The sequence below is a fragment of the Xylanibacter brevis P6B11 genome, assembly GCF_000621825.1.
GTDB classification, from domain to species: Bacteria; Bacteroidota; Bacteroidia; order Bacteroidales; family Bacteroidaceae; genus Prevotella; species Prevotella brevis.
Window position 1 is genome coordinate 38076 of the sequence record NZ_JHXG01000009.1, and the last position, 20218, is coordinate 58293.

Genomic DNA, 20218 nt, shown 5'->3' on the forward strand with positions numbered 1-20218 from the left:
CAAGGTGCCGCTTTTCCACAAGAAAAGTGGCACTTTACGCATGGTAAAGTGCCACTTTCCTCATATCATAGTTCTTAAAACTTCTTCCAAAGGGGATCAGGCGGCAGCGGAGCCTCCAGGCAGATAGTCTGTTTAGACACAGGATGCACAAACTCCACCCGATGCGACTGCAGCGAAATGCTGCCGTCGGCATTGCTGCGCTTGGCGCCGTATTTCAGGTCACCCTTGATAGGACAGCCGATGGCCGACAGCTGACAGCGTATCTGATGATGGCGCCCCGTCATCAGTTGCACCTCCACCAGCGAGTAGTTATCGCCCCGACTCAGCACCCGATACTTCAACTGTGCCTTTTTAGACCGCGGCACCTCGCGCTGATAGGCATAACTCTTGTTCTGCTGTTCGTTGCGCGTCAGCCAGTGCGTCAACAAGTCCTCATCCTTTTCAGGACAGCCCTGCACCAGTGCCCAGTAGGTCTTGTGCACCTGTCCCTCGGCAAACATCTTGTTCAGACGCGTCAACGCCTTCGACGTGCGGGCAAAGACCACCAGTCCGCTCACAGGACGGTCTAACCTATGCACCACCCCCAGAAACACCTCGCCAGGCTTCTGGTATTTCTCTTTGATATAGTCTTTCACAATGTCAGAAAGAGGCCGGTCGCCAGTCTTGTCGCCCTGCACGATCTCTCCGCTCTGCTTGTTGACGATGATAATATGATTGTCCTCGTAAACTACGTCCATAGTCCTATTAATCAAAAAGCCCCTCCATGGTGGAGGGGTTGGGGTTGGGTTATTTTTTCAATTACATGTTCATACCACCGTCAACCTGGATAACCTGTCCGCTGATGTAGCTTGACATGTCGGAAGCCAGGAAGGTAGCGCAGTTAGCGATATCCTCGACGGTACCACCACGACGCAAAGGAATCTTGTTGCACCACTCCTTGCGAACCTCGTCGGGCAGAGCCTGAGTCATTGCGGTGTCGATGAAACCAGGAGCGATGGCGTTAGCACGGATACCCTTGGGGCCCATCTCCTGACCGATTGACTTAGCCAGTGCAATCAGACCAGCCTTAGAAGCGGCGTAGTTAGCCTGACCAGCATTACCATGCACACCTACTACTGATGCCATGTTGATGATAGAACCACCACGCTGACGCATCATCACGGGCACACAAGCGTGGATGAAGTTGAATGCCGACTTCAGGTTAACGGCAATCACAGCATCCCACTGCTGCTCGGTCATGCGAAGCATCAGTCCGTCCTTGGTGATACCAGCATTGTTCACCAGAATATCTATTGAACCAAATTCCTCCTTAACGGCTTTCACCACTTCCTCGGTCTGAGCGAAGTCGGCAGCATTAGAAGCATAGCTCTTTGCCTTTACGCCCAGAGCAGCAATCTCCTGCTCTGTCTCTTCGTTGACCTGCAGGTCGGTGAATGCAATGTTTGCGCCTTCAGCGGCGAACTTCAGTGCGATAGCTTTACCGATACCGCGTGCTGCACCAGTGATGAGTGCAGTCTTACCTTCTAACAATCCCATTTTTTGTTTTAATTATTAAAATTACTAAATCTTGTTTTTCTTTCCCAGTGCGCCATACACGAACTTGGCCACCTGAGGCTTCGTAGCCTCCTCGGTCATGCCTCGTGCCAGACGACCATATATATAAGGTACCTCCAGGCCCTTGATACAGTAGTGGGTAATGTCGGCCACCAGATCGACATTATCGATGTCGAACTCGCCGTCTTCCTTTCCTTCGGCAAACACCTTGCGGAACAGCTCCACCTCGGCATCGTCGAAATGGCGGCGCACCTTCTCCACCATCCATATATTGCGGAAGAACTCGGCACGCAAGTTACCGTTGCGCACCACCGTCTCACGAATCATGCTCAGATGGGTATAGATCAGTTCGATGACCTTCTCCTGCGGACTAATCTTGCGTGCAGCCACCTCATCGAGCTTGTCGCTCAGTCGCTCCAGCTCTGTCTCGATGACAGCATAGTAGATATCCTCCTTCGACTTAAAATAGGTATAAAGCGTACGTCGCCCTTTACCAGAAGCCTGGGCGATATCGTTCATCGTCGTATTCTCAAGACCGTTCTTAGCAAACAGTTGTCTGGCGACATCAACCAATAGTTGTCGGGTTTTGGATATTGACATTGCACACTAATTTAGTATTGTGCAAAAGTACGGTTTTTATTTTAAACAGCCAAGCTTTTGGGTGGAAAAGATGCCAAAAATGAAAAAAGATGCAGAAAAATTTGGTCATCTCGAAAAATAGCCGTACCTTTGCAGCCGCAAATGAGGGACACCCCTCTGCAAAGCATAGAAATCACATCGCGGAGTGGAGCAGTTGGTAGCTCGCCAGGCTCATAACCTCGAGGGCCCATGTTCGAGTCCTGCCTCCGCAACTACAGAAGCCAGTCAATTCGACTGGCTTTTTTCGTATGCTACGGCAGACTCTCACATGCTCCCGGTCGCAGTTCTTCGCAAAGCGAAGCGTCCCAAAGGGCCGAGCGCGAGTCCTGCCTCCGCAACTACAGAAGCCCGATTTAATCGGGCTTTTTTCGTACCAGACCCCCTCCTAACCTCCCCAAGGGGGAGGAAATCTGAGCTACCAGCAATTAGGAGGGGCACTTTTCATCAGCAATATGAGGCGTTTTGATTTCTAATAGTGCCAGTATTGCGCTGCAATTCCTTTAGTTTTGATGCTGATATAGAGTCTGGATTCGGGAATTCTAGAGTCTAGATGGGACTGATCTAGAGTTTAGATTGAACGGTTCTAGAGTCTGGAATCATGAATTCTAGACTCTAGAATCGGAGCAAAAGGGGAAATATGAGATGACAAGAGTGGAGAAACAAGGATGCTGCTTGGTAAGTATTGGGGAGCAAAACAGCAAGTATTGAGAGACAAAAATGGACATATACTTCCTATTACCCCAATAAAAAGGGCCTGTAATACTTGTGTATATCGAAAAAAACATTTACTTTTGCACTCGTTATAAATATGTATAATATGAGTAAAACGGTTAAACGGATAGGGATAGTGATCCTCATTCCGGTTTTATTGTTTCTTTTGCTCTTTATTTTGTTATATGTACCACCCGTACAAAACTGGATGGTACAGCAGGTGGCGCGTGTGGCTTCTGAGCAGACGGGCTACGATATTTCCGTGGAACATGTGGACCTGGACTTCCCGCTGGATCTGGGTGTGGATGGCGTGGTGGTGAAAAGCGAGACAGCCGACACCGTAGCCGACATCAAGCGCGTGGTGATAGACGTCAGACTGTTGCCACTGCTGGTGGGCAACGTGGTGGTGGACGAGCTGAGCATCAGCGAGGCCAAGGTGAACACACTGAGCCTGATACCCGACATCCAGGTGAAGGGCGCGATGGGCCGACTGCAACTGGAGCCCAGCAAGATACACCTACTGGCCGGCAAAGTGGACCTGAGCACCATCGCGCTGGATGATGCCAACGTGACGATACTGATGAGCGACACGGCTGCCGTAGATACCACAGAGTCTGAACCGCTGCTATGGCGCATCGGCATAGAGAAGCTGGCCGTGAGAAACACGCAGGTGGCTCTGCACATGCCTGGCGACTCGATGCTCGTGGGTGGCTATATCGGCGAGGCAAACATGCTGGATGGCGACATCGACCTGGGCAAAGAGGACTACAGAATAGGTCATTTCGACTGGAAAAACGGCCGGGCCTACTATGACCTGCCCTACGAACCGCGCCAGCAAAGGGGCATGGACTACAGTCATATAGCACTGACCGACATCAACGTGAGCATCGACTCGATTGCCTTCAAAAGCCCGCTGACCAAACTGATTGTCAGACAGGCGGCCCTGAAGGAGCAAGGCGGACTGGAAATCACCGAACTGCACGGCGCCGTCAGCGTGAGCGACACGAATGCGAAACTGGCTTCGCTAAGGCTCTGCACACCGCAGTCGGACATCAGCGGCAACGTGGATGTGGACTTCAACATAGCCGACTCTGTCAACCCCGGACAGATGCACATCGACATGCTGGCACATCTGGCCATGAAAGATATGCTGGTGTTTGCGCCCGACCTGGACGCCACGATGGTGCGCCACTGGCCTGCTATGCCCCTGACACTGAGAGGACGCATGGATGGCAACATGAAAGAGGCGGAGATACACGAGCTGGTGGCTGAGTTGCCTACGGCATTCCGCCTGGAAGCCAACGGAAAAGTGGGCAACCTGATGGACACCGACAAGCTGTTGGCACAGCTCGACCTGAGGGCCGAGACCTTCAACATGGGCTTCCTTACACCGATGTTCGGTCTGCCAAACAACATACGTATCCCAGGTGGACTGACACTGAACGGCGATGCCGACATCAACGGTCCGCAATACAATGCGCACCTGTTTGCACAGCAATGGCCGGGGGAACGCAGCATGATGGCCGACCTGCAGTTTAACCAGAATACTGAGGCTTATCAGGCCGACATTGACATACATCGACTGGACCTGCATGCCTTCTTGCCCAAAGACTCGCTCTACGACCTGAGTGCTATGTTCTTTGCCAAAGGACAGGGACTGGACTTCCAGAACCGCAAGTCGTGGATGGATGCCGAGGGCGAGATCAGCAAGTTGCAATACGGCAAGCTACACTTGGACAGCATCCTGCTGATGGGACACCTGAAGAACGGTCACGGTCAACTGGAGGTGAACGGCAGAAACCGCGTGTTCGATGGCGACATCTGTCTGGATGCACGCATCGGACAGAAAGAGGCTATCTCGCAACTGGGCGTCAGCACCCAACTGAACCTGCTGGACCTCTACGCGCTGGGCATCATGGAAGAGCCGCTGCAGATAGGACTGGCGGGCAACTTCAACGTGAACAGTGACCTGAAGCAGAGTCATAAGCTGAGCGGACTGTTCAGCGATATCTACCTGCGCGACTCGGCCAACACGTTCCATCCGGAAAACCTGGGTGTGCTGATCAGCGCACAACCCGACACCACCTATGCCCGACTGCAGAACGGCAACCTCATCGTGAAGTTTGATGCCAGCGGCAACTACGAGAAGCTGATAGACAAGCTGACCATACTCGGCGACACCATCATGGAGCTGAACAATCGCAGGGCGATAGACCAGCAGGCCATCAAACGCTTGTTGCCCACGATGCGCCTGTACGTGAGCAGTGGCCGCGAGAATCCCTTCGCCGATATTCTGCGCGTGTCGCAAAACATTGATTTCAAAGACCTGGGCATCGACCTGACCACCTCTGCCGAGCATGGCATCAACGGACAGGCACATATCTACGGACTGAATGCCGACTCTACCCGCATAGACACCATCATGGTGACGCTGAAAGACAGCGACCACGGACTGACCTTCCAAAGCCGAGTGGCCAACAACCGCCGCAACCCGCAGTTTGTCTTCACCGCCACAGCCGACGGACTGCTGCAGGAGCACGGTCTGAGCCTGGGCGTGCGCTTTTACGACAGTAATGGCGACATGGGCCTGCGACTGGGCACGAAGGTAGAGATGGAGAGCGACGGTCTGCGCTTCACACTGATGCCTAGCCGCCCGACCATCGGCTACAAGGAGTTTGCACTGAACAAAGATAACTTCCTGTTCCTGCGCAACGACTTCAAGCTGCAGGCAAAGGTGGACCTGCTGGCCGACGACGGGACAGGTATCAAGGTCTATTCGGAGAGTCAGGACTCCACACTGCTGCAGGACCTGACCGTCAGTCTGCACCACATCAACCTAGCACAGCTCACGGCAGCCCTACCCTACGTGCCACGCATCACCGGCCAGCTGGATGGCGACTATCACCTGATGATGGACCAGCAACGACAGATATCTGTGGCCAGCGACATGCAGGTGAAACAGATGACCTACGAAGGAAGTGCGATGGGCACCATCGCCACGGAGTTTGTGTATCTGCAACGTGAGGACCAGACGCATGCCGTGGAAGGCACCATGATGCAGAACGGCCGAGAGGTGGCCCAGCTGAAGGGTAACTACCGCAACAAGAAGGAGACGGGCGGAAAAGAGCAGTTGGATGCCAACCTGTCGCTGATGCATGCGCCACTGTCGCTCATCAACGGATTCATACCCGACCAGCTGATTGGTCTGGAGGGATATGCCGAAGGAGATATCAGCGTGAATGGCTCACTGGACAAACTCGACATGGATGGTGAGGTGATGCTCGACTCGGCCTACCTGATCAGCATCCCCTACGGCATTCGTCTGCGATTCGACAACGACCCTGTGCTGATACAGGACTCGAAACTGCTGCTGGAGAACTTCACCATGTATGCCTACAACGACAACCCGCTGAACATCCAGGGTTTCATCGACTTTGGCGACATGGACAACATGAGCATGGATGTGCGCATGAGGGCCACAAACTATCAGCTTATCAACGCTAAACAGACCGCCAAGTCACTGGCTTTCGGCAAGGCTTTCGTGAACTTCTTTGCCGTGATGCGTGGTCCGATAGACCGTCTGAAGGTGCTGGGCAAGCTCGACGTGCTGGGCACCACAGACCTCACCTATTTATTATTAGACTCTCCACTATCCACAGACAACCAGTTGGACGAGCTGGTGAAGTTCACCGACTTCAGCGATTCCACGCAGATGGTCATTGAGCGTCCGGCTCCCGAGGGCATGGACATGGACCTGCGCATCAGCATTGACCCGGGTGCACACGTAAAGTGCGGCCTCAACGCAGACCTCAGCAACTATGTGGATCTGTTTGGCGGTGGCGACCTGCGCATGCGATTCAACAACACAGAGAGCCTGACGCTGAACGGCAGATACACACTGACCAGCGGCGAGATGAAATACTCGCTGCCAGTCATACCGCTGAAGACCTTCACCATACAAGACGGTAGCTACGTGGAATTCACCGGCGATGCCATGAACCCCACGCTGAACATCACAGCAACAGAGCGCAACCGTGCCAGTGTGGGCAGCGAGGGACAGGCGTCGAGAAGTGTGCTGTTCGACTGCGGCGTAGTGATCACACAGACACTGAACAACATGGGACTGCAATTCATCATCAACGCACCTGAAGACATGAGCATCTCCAGCGAACTGCAGGCCATGACGCCCGAACAGCGCGGCAAGCTGGCAGTCACCATGCTGACCACAGGCATGTATCTGGCCGACGGAAACACCAGCGGTTTCTCGATGAACTCGGCACTGAGCTCGTTCCTGGAAAGTGAGATCAACAACATCACGGGCAACGCCCTGAAGACCGTTGACCTGAGCGTTGGTCTGGACAACAGCACAGATGCCACGGGACAGATGCACACAGACTACTCGTTTAAGTTTGCAAAGCGATTCTGGAACAACCGTCTGAAAGTGCAGATTGGCGGAAAGGTTTCTTCGGGAAGCGAGGCACAGCAGAATGGCCAGAACCAGTCGTTCTTTGACAACGTGTCCATGGAATACCGACTGACGCCGACATCGAACCAATATGTGAAGTTGTTCTACAATCAGAACATCTACGACTGGCTAGAGGGTTACACCGGTGAATATGGCGGTGGCTATATCTGGAAACGCAAACTGGATTCGCTGTTGCCACGCAAAGAGAGCAACGACAGCATCAAGACACCACAACCATATGAAAAGAAGAAATAACTATATAGCATGCTTACTGTTGATGGTGCTTGCCGGTGCTTGCTCCACCACGAAAATGGTACCTGAGGACGACAAACTGTTCACAGGACTCACAAAGATTGAATATAAGAATTATGTGGACGATGACTACTTCATCGAGACACAAGAGGAGATAGAAGCAGCCTTGGCCACAGCGCCTAACGGTGCGCTGTTTGGCTCGAGCTACTACCGCACGCCGTTCCCCTACAGACTGTGGATATACAACTACGCACATGGCTCTAGTGGAAAATTCAAACAGTGGCTGAACAAATCGTTTGGCAAGGCACCGGTATTGATGAGCCAGGTGAACCCGGCTCTGCGCGCCTCGGTGGCTCGTTCGGTGTTGAGAAAGAACGGATATATGCATGGCGACGTCACTTACCAAGAGGTGCCTCAACGCAACAGGAAGAAGATGAAGATTGGCTATACCGTGGTGCTCGACACGCTCTACACGATAGACACGCTGCAATACGTCAACTTCCCGGAAGGCATGCAGGCACTCATCGACTCAACCAGAAGCGAAGCCAGAATCGTGAATGGCTCGCCGTTCTCTGTGGCATCGCTCGATGGCGAGAGAAGCAGACTGAGTCAGTTATTCAGAAACAATGGCTACTACTATTATCAACCGGGATATGCCTCGTATCTGGCAGACACTTTTGATATCGCGAACCGTGCGAAGCTGCGTCTGCAGCTGGCCGACTCGCTGCCACAACAGGCCCTGCGCCCTTGGTATGTGGGTAATGTGAGGGTGAACCTTAAGAAATCTTTCCGCGAGGAGATGACAGACAGCATCGGCCGTAGTTTCCTGAAGGTGTTCTGGGGCGGCGACAAGAAGCATGCGCCCATCAGACCACGCGTCATCTTCCGCGACATGAAACTACGTTCGCGCAAGGCTTTCAGCTATGACGACTACATGCAAACGGTGCAGAAGTTGAACGCCACGGGCGTTTTCTCGTCGGTTGACCTTCAGTTTGCACCACGCGACCGCGACACGTTAGACATGACGCTGAACTGCACGTTCGATCAGCCGTGGGACGTCTATGTGGAGGGCAACTTTGTCAACCGCACCATCGGGCGCATGGGACCTGGAATAAAGGCCGGTATTGTGAGAAGAAACGCCTTCCGTGGCGGAGAAAAGCTGGACATCAACGTGCATGGCTCGTATGAATGGCAGACCAGTTCGCAGGAAAGCAACATGAACACGTATCAATATGGTGCCGATGCCTCGGTCGAGTTTCCACGCATTGTGGCGCCATTTGTCAGCGAACGACTGAAGCGCGACAAGAACGGACGTTTCAAGCGCCCTCGCCGCTTCTTTGCCACACCATGGACCATCGCCAAGATTTCTACTGACATCGTGAACCGGCCTGACTACTATAAAATGCATATCGTCAGCGGTGAATGGACCTATCGATGGCAAACAAGAGAAAGTACACATCAGGAGTTCTCGCCCCTAACACTGAAATATCAGTTTATCAACACACGCACGCAGCGCTTCGACGACATGCTGAGCCAGAATCCGTACTTGATGACCTCGATGGATGACTACTTCATCCCGAAGATGCGCTATACGCATATCTACCAAGGGTCGTCGAAGAAGCACCGTTCACCAGTGCATTGGGAAACCGTGATCGAGGAATCGGGCAATGCGGTGGCTCTCTATGATGTGCTGATAAAAGGTCACGGATGGAACGAAAAGGGAAAGAAGCTGTTCAAGAACCCTTATTCACAGTATGTGAAGATAGAGACAGACCTGACCAAGACATGGAAGATAGACAACAAATCACAGTTGGTGGGTCACCTGAATGCTGGCCACATGTGGTGCTTTGGCAATTCGAACGAAGCTCCTTTCAGCGAGCGCTTCTACGTGGGCGGTGCTAACAGCATCCGTGCTTTCACGGTGCGCAGCATCGGTCCTGGTGGCTTTGGAGGTAATGTCAACAAGCAGATGTCATACTTACTGCAGAACGGTAATACGAAACTGGTCATGAACCTGGAATACCGTTGTCAACTGTTCGGCAGCCTCTATGGCGCTGTCTTCCTGGACGCCGGCAACGTGTGGAGCAGTTCGGACTACAGTATCGACAAAAGCAGTGCTACAAACAGCAAAGAAGAGACATTCATAGAGGATTGGAACAAGGCCACCAGCGAAACGAAATTTGAACCTAAGAATCTGCTGAAACAGATAGCCACCGGCACGGGTCTTGGCCTACGCTACGACCTTGACTTTCTGGTGGTGCGCATTGACTGGGGATTCGGTTTGCACGTGCCCTACGAGACATCGAAAGGGGGCTATTTCAACATCCCACGTTTCAAGGACATGCACTCACTGCATTTTGCCATTGGATACCCATTCTAAAGGCGTGAGACAGAGACGCATATGACACTTTTCCAAAAAATCATTTGGTTACTTCAACAATAAATAGTACCTTTGCAGCATTAAAAATTCCAACTTTATAAAAAGAAAAGAAACAATGAAGCCAACTTTATTCTTGCTCGCTGCTGGCATGGGCAGCCGCTACGGTGGCCTGAAGCAGCTCGATGGTCTGGGCCCCAATGGTGAGACTATCATGGACTATAGTATCTACGATGCCATCCAGGCTGGATTCGGCAAAATCGTATGGGTCATCCGTAAAGATTTCGAAGAGCAGTTCCGCACACAAATTCTGGCTAAATATGAAGGACAGGTACCTTGCGAACTTTGTTTCCAGGCCCTCGACGCACTGCCCGAAGGTTTCAAAGTACCTGAAGGACGTGTAAAGCCTTGGGGAACCAACCACGCAGTGTTGATGGGTAAGGACGTTATCAAGGAGCCTTTCTGCGTTATCAACTGCGACGACTTCTATGGCCGTGATGCTTTCATGCAGATTGGCAAATACCTGAGCAACCTGCCCGAGGGCGCCAAGAACCAGTATGCCATGGTTGGCTTCCGCGTGAGCAACACACTTTCTGAGAATGGTACTGTAGCTCGTGGCGTATGTGCTTACAACGACAAGCGTCACCTGACTGACGTTGTTGAGCGCACAGAGATCGTTCGTTGCGCAGAAGACGGTTCTAATGCTGGCGATGCCAACCAGCCCATCCGCTACAAGGACGAGAACGGCAAGTGGGTGGCACTCGGCGAGAACGTACCCGTGTCTATGAACATGTGGGGCTTCACTCCCGACTACTTCGAGCACTCTGAGGCTTACTTCAAGGAGTTCCTCAGCGATCCTAAGAACATGGAGAACCTGAAGGCAGAGTTCTTCATTCCTCTGATGGTCAACAAACTCATCAACGAAGGCACCGCTACCTGCGAGGTACTCGACACCACCAGCGTATGGTTTGGCGTCACTTATGCTGCCGACCGTGATGCTACCGTAGCACGCATCAAGAAGCTGGTTGACGACGGTGTATATCCCAACAAGCTGTTCTAAGCTTTAACAGATATCAATAAAAAATAGCGACCTCATCTTCGAAGTGAGGTCGCTATTTATTTTATCTCTTTAAGAACTTACGATACGAAAGCTTGCTTCATTAAATGAGATGAAGTGTACCCATCATGTAAACCAAGCCGAAACCCAATACCATAGAAATGACACCCATGATGATACCTATCTTCGACATTTCCTTCTGCTTGACATAGCCCGTAGCAAAAGCAAGAGCATTTGGTGGGGTTGAGATAGGCAGAATCATTGCTGATGAGGCTGCAATAGCCACACCGATAAGAACGGTTGGTGTACCTCCGATAGGTGCAAGCTTGTCGCCCATTGCACCGCAGACCATTGCCAGAATAGGCATCAGCAGAGCTGCTGTAGCAGAGTTTGAGATGAAGTTAGACAGCAGATAGCAGATAGCACCACCGATGAGCAGGATAAGCAGCGGTGAGAACTCACCGAAGGGGATGCTCTCTACAGCATTAGCTGCCAGACCAGACGAGTTAAGACCATAACCAAGTGCGAAACCGCCGGCTACCATCCAAATCACGCTCCAGTTGATCTGTTCAAGGTCGCGCTTATTGATAACACCTGTGAGGGCGAAGATACAGAAAGGAATCATGGCCACTGTGTTGGCATTGATACCGGTAAAACGGTCAGAAAGCCAAAGAACTACAGTAATAATGAATGTAATGATGACTACCCACGAATGGAATCCCTTCTGCATACCACCATCAATCTTCAGCTCTACCGTTTTCTGACTGAATGGGAAGAACTTAAGCAACAGACGCCAGCTGATGAACAGCAGCAACATAACAAGTGGGAACATGAACATCATCCACTGTCCGAAACCAAGACCCAAATTCAGTCCCTCTGGATCGTTTAGGTACTTCAGGGCAATAGAGTTAGGAGGCGTACCAATAGGTGTACCCATACCACCAAGGTTGGCTGCTACAGGAATAGACATTGCAAGTGCAATACGGCCCTTACCCTCGGGAGGAAGCTGATGGAATACAGGTGCAAGGAATGTAAGCATCATAGCTGCCGTAGCTGTGTTAGATACGAACATTGAGAACAGACCGGTGATGAGCAGAAAACCCAGAAGCACCATCTCACTACGTGTGCCGAATGGACGGAGCAGCACTTTTGCCAGCTGTGCATCGAGACCAGTCTTTGTGGCAGCAATAGCCAAAACGAAACCACCGATAAACAGCATGATGATAGGATCGGCAAACGAAGCCATCACACCTTTGTGAGAGAGAACACTACCAACTTCATCTGGATTTACCAGCGGCGCAATACCACTGTCAGAGCAGAATAGCAGCATCAACACGATGATAGCAATAGATGTTGCCCACGAAGAAACAATCTCTAAAATCCACATCAGCGTTGCAAAAGCAAAGATAGCAATAATGCGCTGCTGTATAACTGTTAATCCCGCAATTCCGAACCAGTCGGCTGGCATAAACCAAAGCAACAGCGTAACGATAGCCACGGTGGCTATCTTTGCCGCTATCTTACATTTATTACCAGGGTGATATTTACGTTCATGTCGCCATCTTCTGGCCACGTCAACGAGATGAGTACCTATGTGTTGGTGTACCATTTTGTTTAACTGTTTTTGTAATTTTTATAGTTTGATTATTAAAATTCGAGCGCAAAGGTACAAAAAAAAAGTTTATAAACACAAATTATTATCGCATTTTATTTTCGTTAGCCTTTTTCTTTGTGATAACCTATTTTTTTCTTACCTTTGTAGGCGAAAATACTATAATATAATAATGTTCTATTAAACTATGAAGAAAATTCTAGTTACTGGAGGTGCAGGCTTTATCGGCTCACATCTCTGCGAACGTCTGGTGAATGAAGGAAATGATGTAATATGCCTAGACAACTTCTATTCTGGTTCAAAAGAAAACGTGTGGCACCTGATTGGCAAGCCCAACTTCGAATTAGTACGCCACGATGTCGTTAATCCATATTGGGCAGAAGTCGACGAAATCTACAACCTAGCATGTCCTGCATCCCCCATCTACTACCAAAACGATCCAATACAAACGACCAAGACATCTGTATTCGGCGCCTACCACATGCTTGGCCTGGCTCGCCGAACGCACTGCAAGATATTGCAATCGTCAACAAGTGAAGTCTATGGTGATCCCAATGTGCACCCACAGCCAGAAAGCTATTGGGGCAACGTGAACCCAATAGGCCGACGCTCTTGTTATGACGAAGGCAAGCGTTGTGCTGAAACATTATTCTTTGACTATCACCGTTTGCATGGTGTGAGGTCAAAGGTGATACGCATCTTCAACACTTACGGCCCCCGCATGGCCGCCAATGACGGACGTGTCGTTTCCAACTTCGTGGTTCAAGCGCTGCGTGGAGAAGACATTACCATCTATGGTGATGGTCAGCAGACACGCTCTTTCCAATATGTCAGTGACCTCATTGAAGGCATGATCAGAGTCATGGCCACCGACGATTCGTTCTTAGGCCCTGTGAATCTGGGCAATCCAGGCGAATTTACCATGCTGGAACTGGCAGAGAAAGTGCTGAAAAAGGTTGGCGGCAAGAGCAAGATTGTCTTCCAACCCCTGCCCAGCGACGACCCAAAGATGCGCCGTCCAGACATCACATTAGCCAAAGAAAAGCTTGGCTGGGAGCCCAAGGTCAAGCTTGACGAAGGACTTGATTATATCATCGATTACTTCCGCAAGAAGCTAAACACTTGACTTTGAATAAAAAAAAGAGTAAGCACCGTTAATTATTGAAAAGAAAGACCCGCGTTTTACGAATTATTTTGTACCTTTGCAGCTCGTTATAATATATCACATAAAAATACTATGGCTGAAGTAAAAAAGATTAAGACTGCCTTGATTTCGGTTTTCCACAAAGACGGACTCGACGAGTTACTGAAAAAGCTTAATGCAGAGGGAGTTAGCTTCCTGTCAACAGGTGGCACACAGAAGTTCATTGAAGAACTGGGTTACAATTGTCAGAAGGTAGAAGATGTTACCACCTACCCTTCTATTCTGGGTGGACGCGTAAAGACATTACATCCAAAAGTATTCGGAGGTATTCTGGCACGTCGCGACAACGAAGGCGACCGTGAGCAGATGGCTCAGTACGAGATTCCCGAGATTGACCTGGTCATTGTTGACCTCTATCCCTTTGAGCAGACCGTTGCAAGCGGTGCTAGCGAAGCCGACATCATCGAGAAGATTGACATTGGCGGTATCTCACTGATCCGCGCAGCTGCCAAGAACTTCAAGGACGTCGTTATCGTTCCCTCAAAGGCAGAGTACAGCGTATTGCTCGACATCCTGAACAAGAAGGGTGCTCAGACCGACATCGAGGACCGTAAGATGTTTGCCACACGTGCCTTCGGCGTCAGCAGTCATTACGACACAGCCATTCACAGCTGGTTTGAAAAATAATAATTGATTAATAACATTAATGGGTTTTTTCAGTTTTAGACAAGAGCTGGCCATGGACCTTGGCACAGCAAACACAATTATCATCAGTGATGACAAGATTGTGGTAGACGAGCCTTCTGTCGTAGCGCTCGACCGTCGTACGGACAAGATGATTGCCGTAGGACAAAAGGCCAAGTTGATGTACGAAAAGACACACGATAGCATTCGTACCATCCGTCCTTTGCGCGATGGCGTGATTGCCGACTTCTCTGCTTGCGAACAAATGATGCGTGGACTCATCAACATGGTTCACACAGGACATCATTTCTTCTCGCCTTCTCTTCGCATGGTCATCGGCGTTCCTTCTGGTTCTACCGAAGTTGAGCTGCGTGCCGTACGCGACTCTGCCGAGCATGCTAACGGCCGCGATGTCTATCTGATTTTCGAGCCCATGGCTGCAGCCATCGGTATTGGCGTTGACGTTGAAGCCCCCGAAGGAAACATGATTGTTGACATCGGTGGTGGTTCTACCGAGATTGCCGTCATCTCACTGGGTGGCATTGTATCCAACAACTCCATCCGTACGGCCGGTGACGATCTGACTACCGATATTCAGGAATACATGCTTCGCCAGCACAACATCAAGGTTTCTGAGCGCATGGCCGAACGTATCAAGATTCACGTAGGTTCTGCACTGACCGACCTTGGTGACGAAGCACCCGAAGACTACATCGTACGCGGTCCAAACCGTATCACAGCCCTGCCTATGGAGGTGCCCGTATGCTATCAGGAGATTGCTCACTGCTTGGACAAGACCATTGCCAAAATTGAGAATGCCGTTCTCTCTGCACTGGAGAGCACACCTCCCGAGTTGTATGCAGATATCGTCAAGAACGGTATCTACCTCAGCGGCGGTGGCGCATTGCTGCGCGGTCTTGACCAGCGTCTGACGGACAAGATGAACATTCAGTTCCATGTTCCTGAAGATCCTCTCCGCTCTGTTGCTAAGGGTGCAGGTATTGCACTTAAGAATGTTGACCGATTCTCGTTCTTGATGCGATAGTGAATAACCTGCTCGCATTCATCATCAAATACTACCACTGGCTGATTTTCCTCGTATTGGAAATCGTCAGTGGTGTGATGTTGTTTGGATACAACAACTACCAGGGTAGCATGTGGGTATCCTCGTCGAATGCCATCGCAGGAAAAGTATATGAATGGCAGTCCAGCTTCTGGCAGTTTTTCTCTCTAACCCAGCGCAGCGAACAATTGACGCAGCGCAACATCTACTTGGAAGAAAAACTGCACGAACTCAGAAAGGAGAATGCCAGACTACGAGGAGATACCACCATGTTCTTACCCGACGAAAAACAAGTGTTGAGCCAGGTAAGATGGATTCCCGCCAAGGTGGTTGACAATTCCATAAACAATCCCGACAACTTGATAACCATTGATCGTGGCAGTGCCGATGGCATTAAACGCGATATGGGTGTAATCTGTGGTAAAGGCATAGTGGGTGTTGTCTATATGGTCAACGACCACTATTCTGTGGTACTGCCTGTATTGAACCGCCATTCACACATCAGCTGCACCATCCGCGAGAGCGACTATTTCGGTTATCTGGTATGGGACGGTACGGATCCTGCCATTGCCTATCTGGAAGATGTGCCTCGTCATGCCATCATCAAGAAAGGCTATTGGGTAGAGACCAGTGGTTTCTCTACCATCTTCCCTCCAGGCATCTCTGTGGGCAGGATTCTGGCCATCTATAACTCGCCCGACGGTCTTTCTTATCGAGTGAAAGTCCGTCTCTCTACAGATTTTGGTAAACTGCGCGATGTCTGCGTGTTCGACGACCCTTCAATTGCCGAGCGTGCACGCCTGAACACGGCAGCCACTGACTCACTATCAAAACTGAAGTAAGCTATGATATACGATCTATTAAAACGGGTGATGCAATTCGTGCTGCTGGGGCTGTCACAGGTTCTGGTATTCAACGGCATGGACATTCTTTATGGCGCCATCCCCCTTATCTATGTTTACTTCGTCATCATGTTTCCACGCAACTACCCTAAATGGGCCATCTTGCTGTGGAGCTTTGCCATGGGCCTCACCATGGACATGTTCACCAACACGCCCGGCGTGGCTGCCATGTCACTCACGCTGATTGGCGCACTGCAGCCCTACCTGCTGGAGCTGTTCTTGCCCCGCAATGCCGACGACTACATCAAGACCTCCAGCCGCACACTAGGCTTTGGTAAGTTCCTATCGCTGACATACATCCTGCTGCTCATCTACTGTGTGGCATTCTACACCATCGAAGCATTCAGCTTCTTCAACTTCTTCCATTGGCTCATGTGCATCTTTGGAAGCAGCATACTGACGACCATGTTGATTCTGGCCTTAGAGAGTCTCAGAAAGAAATAAAAGGAGAGTAAAGTGAAAGATAACTCAGCCGAATATAGAAAGCTTGTCATTGCTATGGTGGCCGTCGCAATCGTCACCATCTATATCCTTCGTCTGTTTTCACTTCAGCTGATGAGCGACGACTATAAGAAGAATGCCGACTCTAACGCCTTTCTGAAACGTATCGAATATCCCGCTCGCGGCATCATCACCGACCGCAATGGCGAACTGCTGGTTTACAATCAGCCCGCCTATGATATTATGGTGGTGGTCAACGAAGCCAAGGATCAGTTCGACACACTGGAGCTCTGCCAGTCGCTGAACATCACCCGCGAAGAGTTCGACCAGCGCATGGAGATGATGAAAGACCGCAACAAGAACCCCGGTTATTCACGTTTCACCCAACAGATGTTCATGAGTCAGCTGTCCGATCAGGAGTTCAGCATCTTCCAGGAAAAGAAATATCGTTTCCCTGGCTTCTACGTACAGAAACGTAGCATCCGCCAGTATCGCTATCCCTTCGCCGCGCATGTCCTGGGCGACGTTGCCGAGGTATCGCCTGCCGACATAGAGAACGACGACTACTATCAGCCTGGCGACTATATTGGCAAGTTAGGCGTGGAACGTTCCTACGAACAGCAGTTGCGTGGCAAGAAAGGCGTGCAGATTCTGCTGCGCGATGCCCATGGACGCATCCAGGGCAGCTATCAAAACGGTCTTTACGACCGAAAGCCTGTGGCCGGCAAGAACCTGACCCTCAGCATTGACTATAAGCTTCAGGAACTGGGCGAAAGACTGCTGGAAGGCAAGATTGGCTCTATTGTAGCCATCGAGCCCAAGACGGGCGAGGTGCTCTGCATGGTCAGCTCTCCCAGCTACGACCCACGCATGATGGTAGGTCGCAAGCGCTCCAAGAGTCATAATCAACTGAGTCGAAATACTTGGAAACCCCTGCTCAACCGCAGTATCATGGGTCAATATCCTCCTGGTTCAACCTTCAAGACCACCCAGGCACTCACCTTCTTGAGCGAGGGCATCATCACCGCCCAGACAGCCTACCCCTGCTACCACGGGTTCGTCTTCAAGGGCCTTCGCGTGGGTTGCCACGGTCATGCCTCTCCCCTTCCCCTTGTGCCAGCCATCTCCACCTCGTGCAACGGCTATTTCTGTTGGGGACTCTATCACATGATAGGCAACCGCCAGAAATACCACACCGTACAGGATGCCATGAACACCTGGCGCGACTATATGGTGTCTATGGGCTTTGGCTATCAACTGGGCATCGACCTCCCCGGCGAGAAACGAGGCCTCATCCCCAACGCCCAGTTCTACGACAAGGCCTATAAAGGCTCATGGAACGGACTCACCATCATCAGTATATCCATCGGTCAGGGCGAGGTGAACGCCACGCCACTGCAGATTGCCAACCTAGGCGCCACGATTGCCAACCGCGGCTATTTCATCACCCCTCACGTGGTCAAGAAGATCAAGGGCGAAAAGCTGGACACGCTCTATACCAACAAGCGCTACACCAAGGCCAGCAAGCAAGCCTACGACTACGTGGTGCAGGGCATGCGTTCGGCTGTGCTCGGTGGTACGTGTAAGGCCCTGGCCGGCTACGACTTCATGGCTTGCGGCAAGACCGGTACAGCCCAGAACCGTGGCCACGACCACTCTGTATTTATGGGCTTTGCACCTATGGAAGAGCCCAAGATTGCCGTGGCCGTCTATGTAGAGAACGGTGGATGGGGTGCCACCTATGGTGTGCCCATCGGCGGACTGATCATGGAACAATTCATCAATGGCGAGCTCTCGGCAGCATCCCAGAGCAAGGCCAGCGAGATACAACATAAACGTATTGACTATGGAGCAGGCGACAGATAAACATCCCGGTGTATTACGGTCTATAGACTGGTGGACCATCGCCATCTACATGGCGCTGCTCACCTTTGGTTGGCTTAGTGTCTGTGGCGCCAGCTACAGTTTCGAAGAGCCCAACCTTTTCTCGCTGTCGGCCCGCTCTGGCATGCAGATTGTGTGGATTGGCACCTCACTGTTTCTGGGACTCGTACTGCTGTTGCTCGACGACCGATTCTACGACACTTTTGCCTTTGTCATCTACGGCATCCTGCTACTCCTCCTCTTCGGTACTATCTTCAATCCGCATAGCATCAAAGGCTCGCATTCCTGGCTCGTGTTAGGTCCGCTGCGACTGCAACCTGCCGAGTTTGCCAAGTTTGCCACAGCACTGGCGCTGGCCAAGTTCATGGGGCGTTTCCGCTATAACATCCACGACACCAAGGACTTCCTACTGACGCTGACCATCATCTTCGTGCCCATGTTCTTCATCATCATGCAGCGCGAGACGGGTTCCGCCCTGGTCTATCTGTCATTCTTCCTCATGCTCTATCGTGAAGGCATGACCGGCAGTGTCTTGTTCACCGGTGCAGCGATGGTCATATACTTTGTCATTGGCATCCGTTATGCCGAACCGCTGCTGTTCGACACACCCACATCCATTGGCAGGTTCATTGTCCTGCTGCTCATCCAGATCTTCTCATCTGCCCTCATTGGCATCTACTGTCGCAATCAGAAACAGGCCCTTCACTGTCTGGGGCTGTGCCTGGGCACCACCCTGATCTGTCTGCTGTTCTCTGTTTACGTCATTCCCTTCGACCTTTTCTGGGTTCAGATGGCTCTCAGCCTCATTCTCGTGGGATATCTGTTGTGGCAGGCACTGTTCACCCGTTTTCAAAACTACCTATGGATAGCCCTGTTTGCCATGGGTTCCATTCTGTTCTTTAGCTCGGCCGACTATGCACTCAACAATATCCTCGAGCCTCATCAGCGCACACGTATCAATGTGCTGCTAGGCCTTGAAGAAGACCTCAAGGGTGCGGGCTACAACGTGCATCAGAGTGAGATTGCTATTGGTTCTGGCGGACTGCGTGGCAAGGGTTTCCTGAATGGCACACAGACCAAGCTGAAGTATGTGCCCGAGCAAGACACCGACTTCATTTTCTGTACAGTGGGTGAAGAGGAAGGTTTTGTTGGTGCAGCCAGCGTGCTGCTTCTGTTTCTGGCGTTGATTCTACGTTTGATACAATTGGCCGAACGTCAATCAACAGCCTATGGTCGTGTCTATGGCTATTGTGTGGTATCTATATTCCTTTTCCACGTGTTCATCAACGTGGGCATGGTGCTAGGACTGACCCCTGTCATTGGCATTCCCCTGCCCTTCTTCTCTTACGGCGGTTCGTCGCTATGGGGCTTCACCTTCCTGCTGTTCATCTTCCTACGTATTGATGCCGGCAGAAACATGGCCCATCGTTAAT

14 protein-coding genes are annotated in these 20218 nt (G+C 51.1%); 10 read left to right on the top strand and 4 right to left on the bottom strand.

Going from position 1 to position 20218, the window contains the following annotated elements; genetic code table 11:
* Window positions 1-74: 74 nt before the first annotated feature.
* From T496_RS0105590 to T496_RS0105600, 3 genes are all read right to left on the bottom strand, one after another.
* Complete coding sequence (locus T496_RS0105590; RefSeq protein ID WP_027449871.1) at window positions 75-737, bottom strand: RluA family pseudouridine synthase; 663 nt, start codon at window positions 735-737, stop codon at window positions 75-77.
* A 61-nt stretch (window positions 738-798) separates the two neighbouring features.
* Entirely contained in the window at window positions 799-1536 is a 738-nt protein-coding gene (gene fabG / locus T496_RS0105595; protein WP_027449872.1) for a 3-oxoacyl-[acyl-carrier-protein] reductase, read from the bottom strand.
* 24 nt (window positions 1537-1560) lie between these two features.
* Window positions 1561-2154, bottom strand: coding sequence for a TetR/AcrR family transcriptional regulator (locus T496_RS0105600; protein ID WP_027449873.1), 594 nt, complete (start codon window positions 2152-2154; stop codon window positions 1561-1563).
* Between the two features lie 958 nt (window positions 2155-3112).
* On the opposite strand from T496_RS0105600, the gene T496_RS0105615 reads away from it, so the two are divergent.
* The 3 genes from T496_RS0105615 to T496_RS0105625 all read left to right on the top strand — a co-directional run bounded on the left by T496_RS0105615 (window position 3113) and on the right by T496_RS0105625 (window position 11058).
* Window positions 3113-7624 (top strand): translocation/assembly module TamB domain-containing protein, encoded by a 4512-nt coding sequence (locus tag T496_RS0105615; RefSeq protein ID WP_052342097.1) that lies wholly within the window; start codon window positions 3113-3115, stop codon window positions 7622-7624.
* Window positions 7608-10001: a translocation and assembly module lipoprotein TamL gene (gene tamL, locus T496_RS0105620; protein ID WP_027449875.1), complete on the top strand. Its 2394-nt coding sequence runs from the start codon at window positions 7608-7610 to the stop codon at window positions 9999-10001. Before T496_RS0105615 ends, tamL begins: the two co-directional genes overlap by 17 nt.
* A gap of 115 nt (window positions 10002-10116) precedes the next feature.
* The gene (locus T496_RS0105625) at window positions 10117-11058 is read left to right on the top strand and encodes a glycosyltransferase family protein (protein WP_027449876.1); all 942 of its coding nucleotides are present in this window, start codon (window positions 10117-10119) and stop codon (window positions 11056-11058) included.
* A 100-nt stretch (window positions 11059-11158) separates the two neighbouring features.
* Here the strand turns inward: T496_RS0105625 and T496_RS0105630 are convergent, their stop codons facing one another.
* Window positions 11159-12664, bottom strand: coding sequence for an SLC13 family permease (locus T496_RS0105630; RefSeq protein ID WP_081783560.1), 1506 nt, complete (start codon window positions 12662-12664; stop codon window positions 11159-11161).
* 190 nt (window positions 12665-12854) lie between these two features.
* Between T496_RS0105630 and T496_RS0105635 the strand changes: the two genes are divergently transcribed.
* From T496_RS0105635 to rodA, 7 genes are all read left to right on the top strand, one after another.
* Window positions 12855-13793: a UDP-glucuronic acid decarboxylase family protein gene (locus T496_RS0105635; protein ID WP_027449878.1), complete on the top strand. Its 939-nt coding sequence runs from the start codon at window positions 12855-12857 to the stop codon at window positions 13791-13793.
* A gap of 111 nt (window positions 13794-13904) precedes the next feature.
* Window positions 13905-14498 carry an IMP cyclohydrolase gene (locus tag T496_RS0105640; RefSeq protein ID WP_027449879.1) on the top strand — a complete coding sequence of 198 codons (594 nt, stop codon included), beginning with the start codon at window positions 13905-13907 and terminating at the stop codon, window positions 14496-14498.
* Between the two features lie 19 nt (window positions 14499-14517).
* Entirely contained in the window at window positions 14518-15540 is a 1023-nt protein-coding gene (locus T496_RS0105645) for a rod shape-determining protein (RefSeq protein ID WP_027449880.1), read from the top strand.
* Window positions 15540-16400, top strand: coding sequence for a rod shape-determining protein MreC (gene mreC / locus T496_RS0105650; RefSeq protein WP_027449881.1), 861 nt, complete (start codon window positions 15540-15542; stop codon window positions 16398-16400). The genes T496_RS0105645 and mreC overlap by 1 nt, the downstream gene beginning before the upstream one ends.
* Before the next feature lie 3 nt (window positions 16401-16403).
* Entirely contained in the window at window positions 16404-16904 is a 501-nt protein-coding gene (gene mreD / locus T496_RS0105655; protein WP_027449882.1) for a rod shape-determining protein MreD, read from the top strand.
* Window positions 16905-16916: 12 nt separating this feature from the next.
* Window positions 16917-18767: a penicillin-binding protein 2 gene (mrdA, locus tag T496_RS0105660; RefSeq protein WP_027449883.1), complete on the top strand. Its 1851-nt coding sequence runs from the start codon at window positions 16917-16919 to the stop codon at window positions 18765-18767.
* Complete coding sequence (gene rodA, locus T496_RS0105665; protein ID WP_027449884.1) at window positions 18748-20217, top strand: rod shape-determining protein RodA; 1470 nt, start codon at window positions 18748-18750, stop codon at window positions 20215-20217. The genes mrdA and rodA overlap by 20 nt, the downstream gene beginning before the upstream one ends.
* Window position 20218: the final 1 nt, after the last annotated feature.

Coding starts and splice junctions, on each gene's coding strand:
- T496_RS0105590 (WP_027449871.1), bottom strand. CDS start 737: ATGGACGTAGTTTACGAGGACAATCATATTATCATCGTCAACAAGCAG.
- fabG (WP_027449872.1), bottom strand. CDS start 1,536: ATGGGATTGTTAGAAGGTAAGACTGCACTCATCACTGGTGCAGCACGC.
- T496_RS0105600 (WP_027449873.1), bottom strand. CDS start 2,154: ATGTCAATATCCAAAACCCGACAACTATTGGTTGATGTCGCCAGACAA.
- T496_RS0105615 (WP_052342097.1), top strand. CDS start 3,113: ATGGTACAGCAGGTGGCGCGTGTGGCTTCTGAGCAGACGGGCTACGAT.
- tamL (WP_027449875.1), top strand. CDS start 7,608: ATGAAAAGAAGAAATAACTATATAGCATGCTTACTGTTGATGGTGCTT.
- T496_RS0105625 (WP_027449876.1), top strand. CDS start 10,117: ATGAAGCCAACTTTATTCTTGCTCGCTGCTGGCATGGGCAGCCGCTAC.
- T496_RS0105630 (WP_081783560.1), bottom strand. CDS start 12,664: ATGGTACACCAACACATAGGTACTCATCTCGTTGACGTGGCCAGAAGA.
- T496_RS0105635 (WP_027449878.1), top strand. CDS start 12,855: ATGAAGAAAATTCTAGTTACTGGAGGTGCAGGCTTTATCGGCTCACAT.
- T496_RS0105640 (WP_027449879.1), top strand. CDS start 13,905: ATGGCTGAAGTAAAAAAGATTAAGACTGCCTTGATTTCGGTTTTCCAC.
- T496_RS0105645 (WP_027449880.1), top strand. CDS start 14,518: ATGGGTTTTTTCAGTTTTAGACAAGAGCTGGCCATGGACCTTGGCACA.
- mreD (WP_027449882.1), top strand. CDS start 16,404: ATGATATACGATCTATTAAAACGGGTGATGCAATTCGTGCTGCTGGGG.
- rodA (WP_027449884.1), top strand. CDS start 18,748: ATGGAGCAGGCGACAGATAAACATCCCGGTGTATTACGGTCTATAGAC.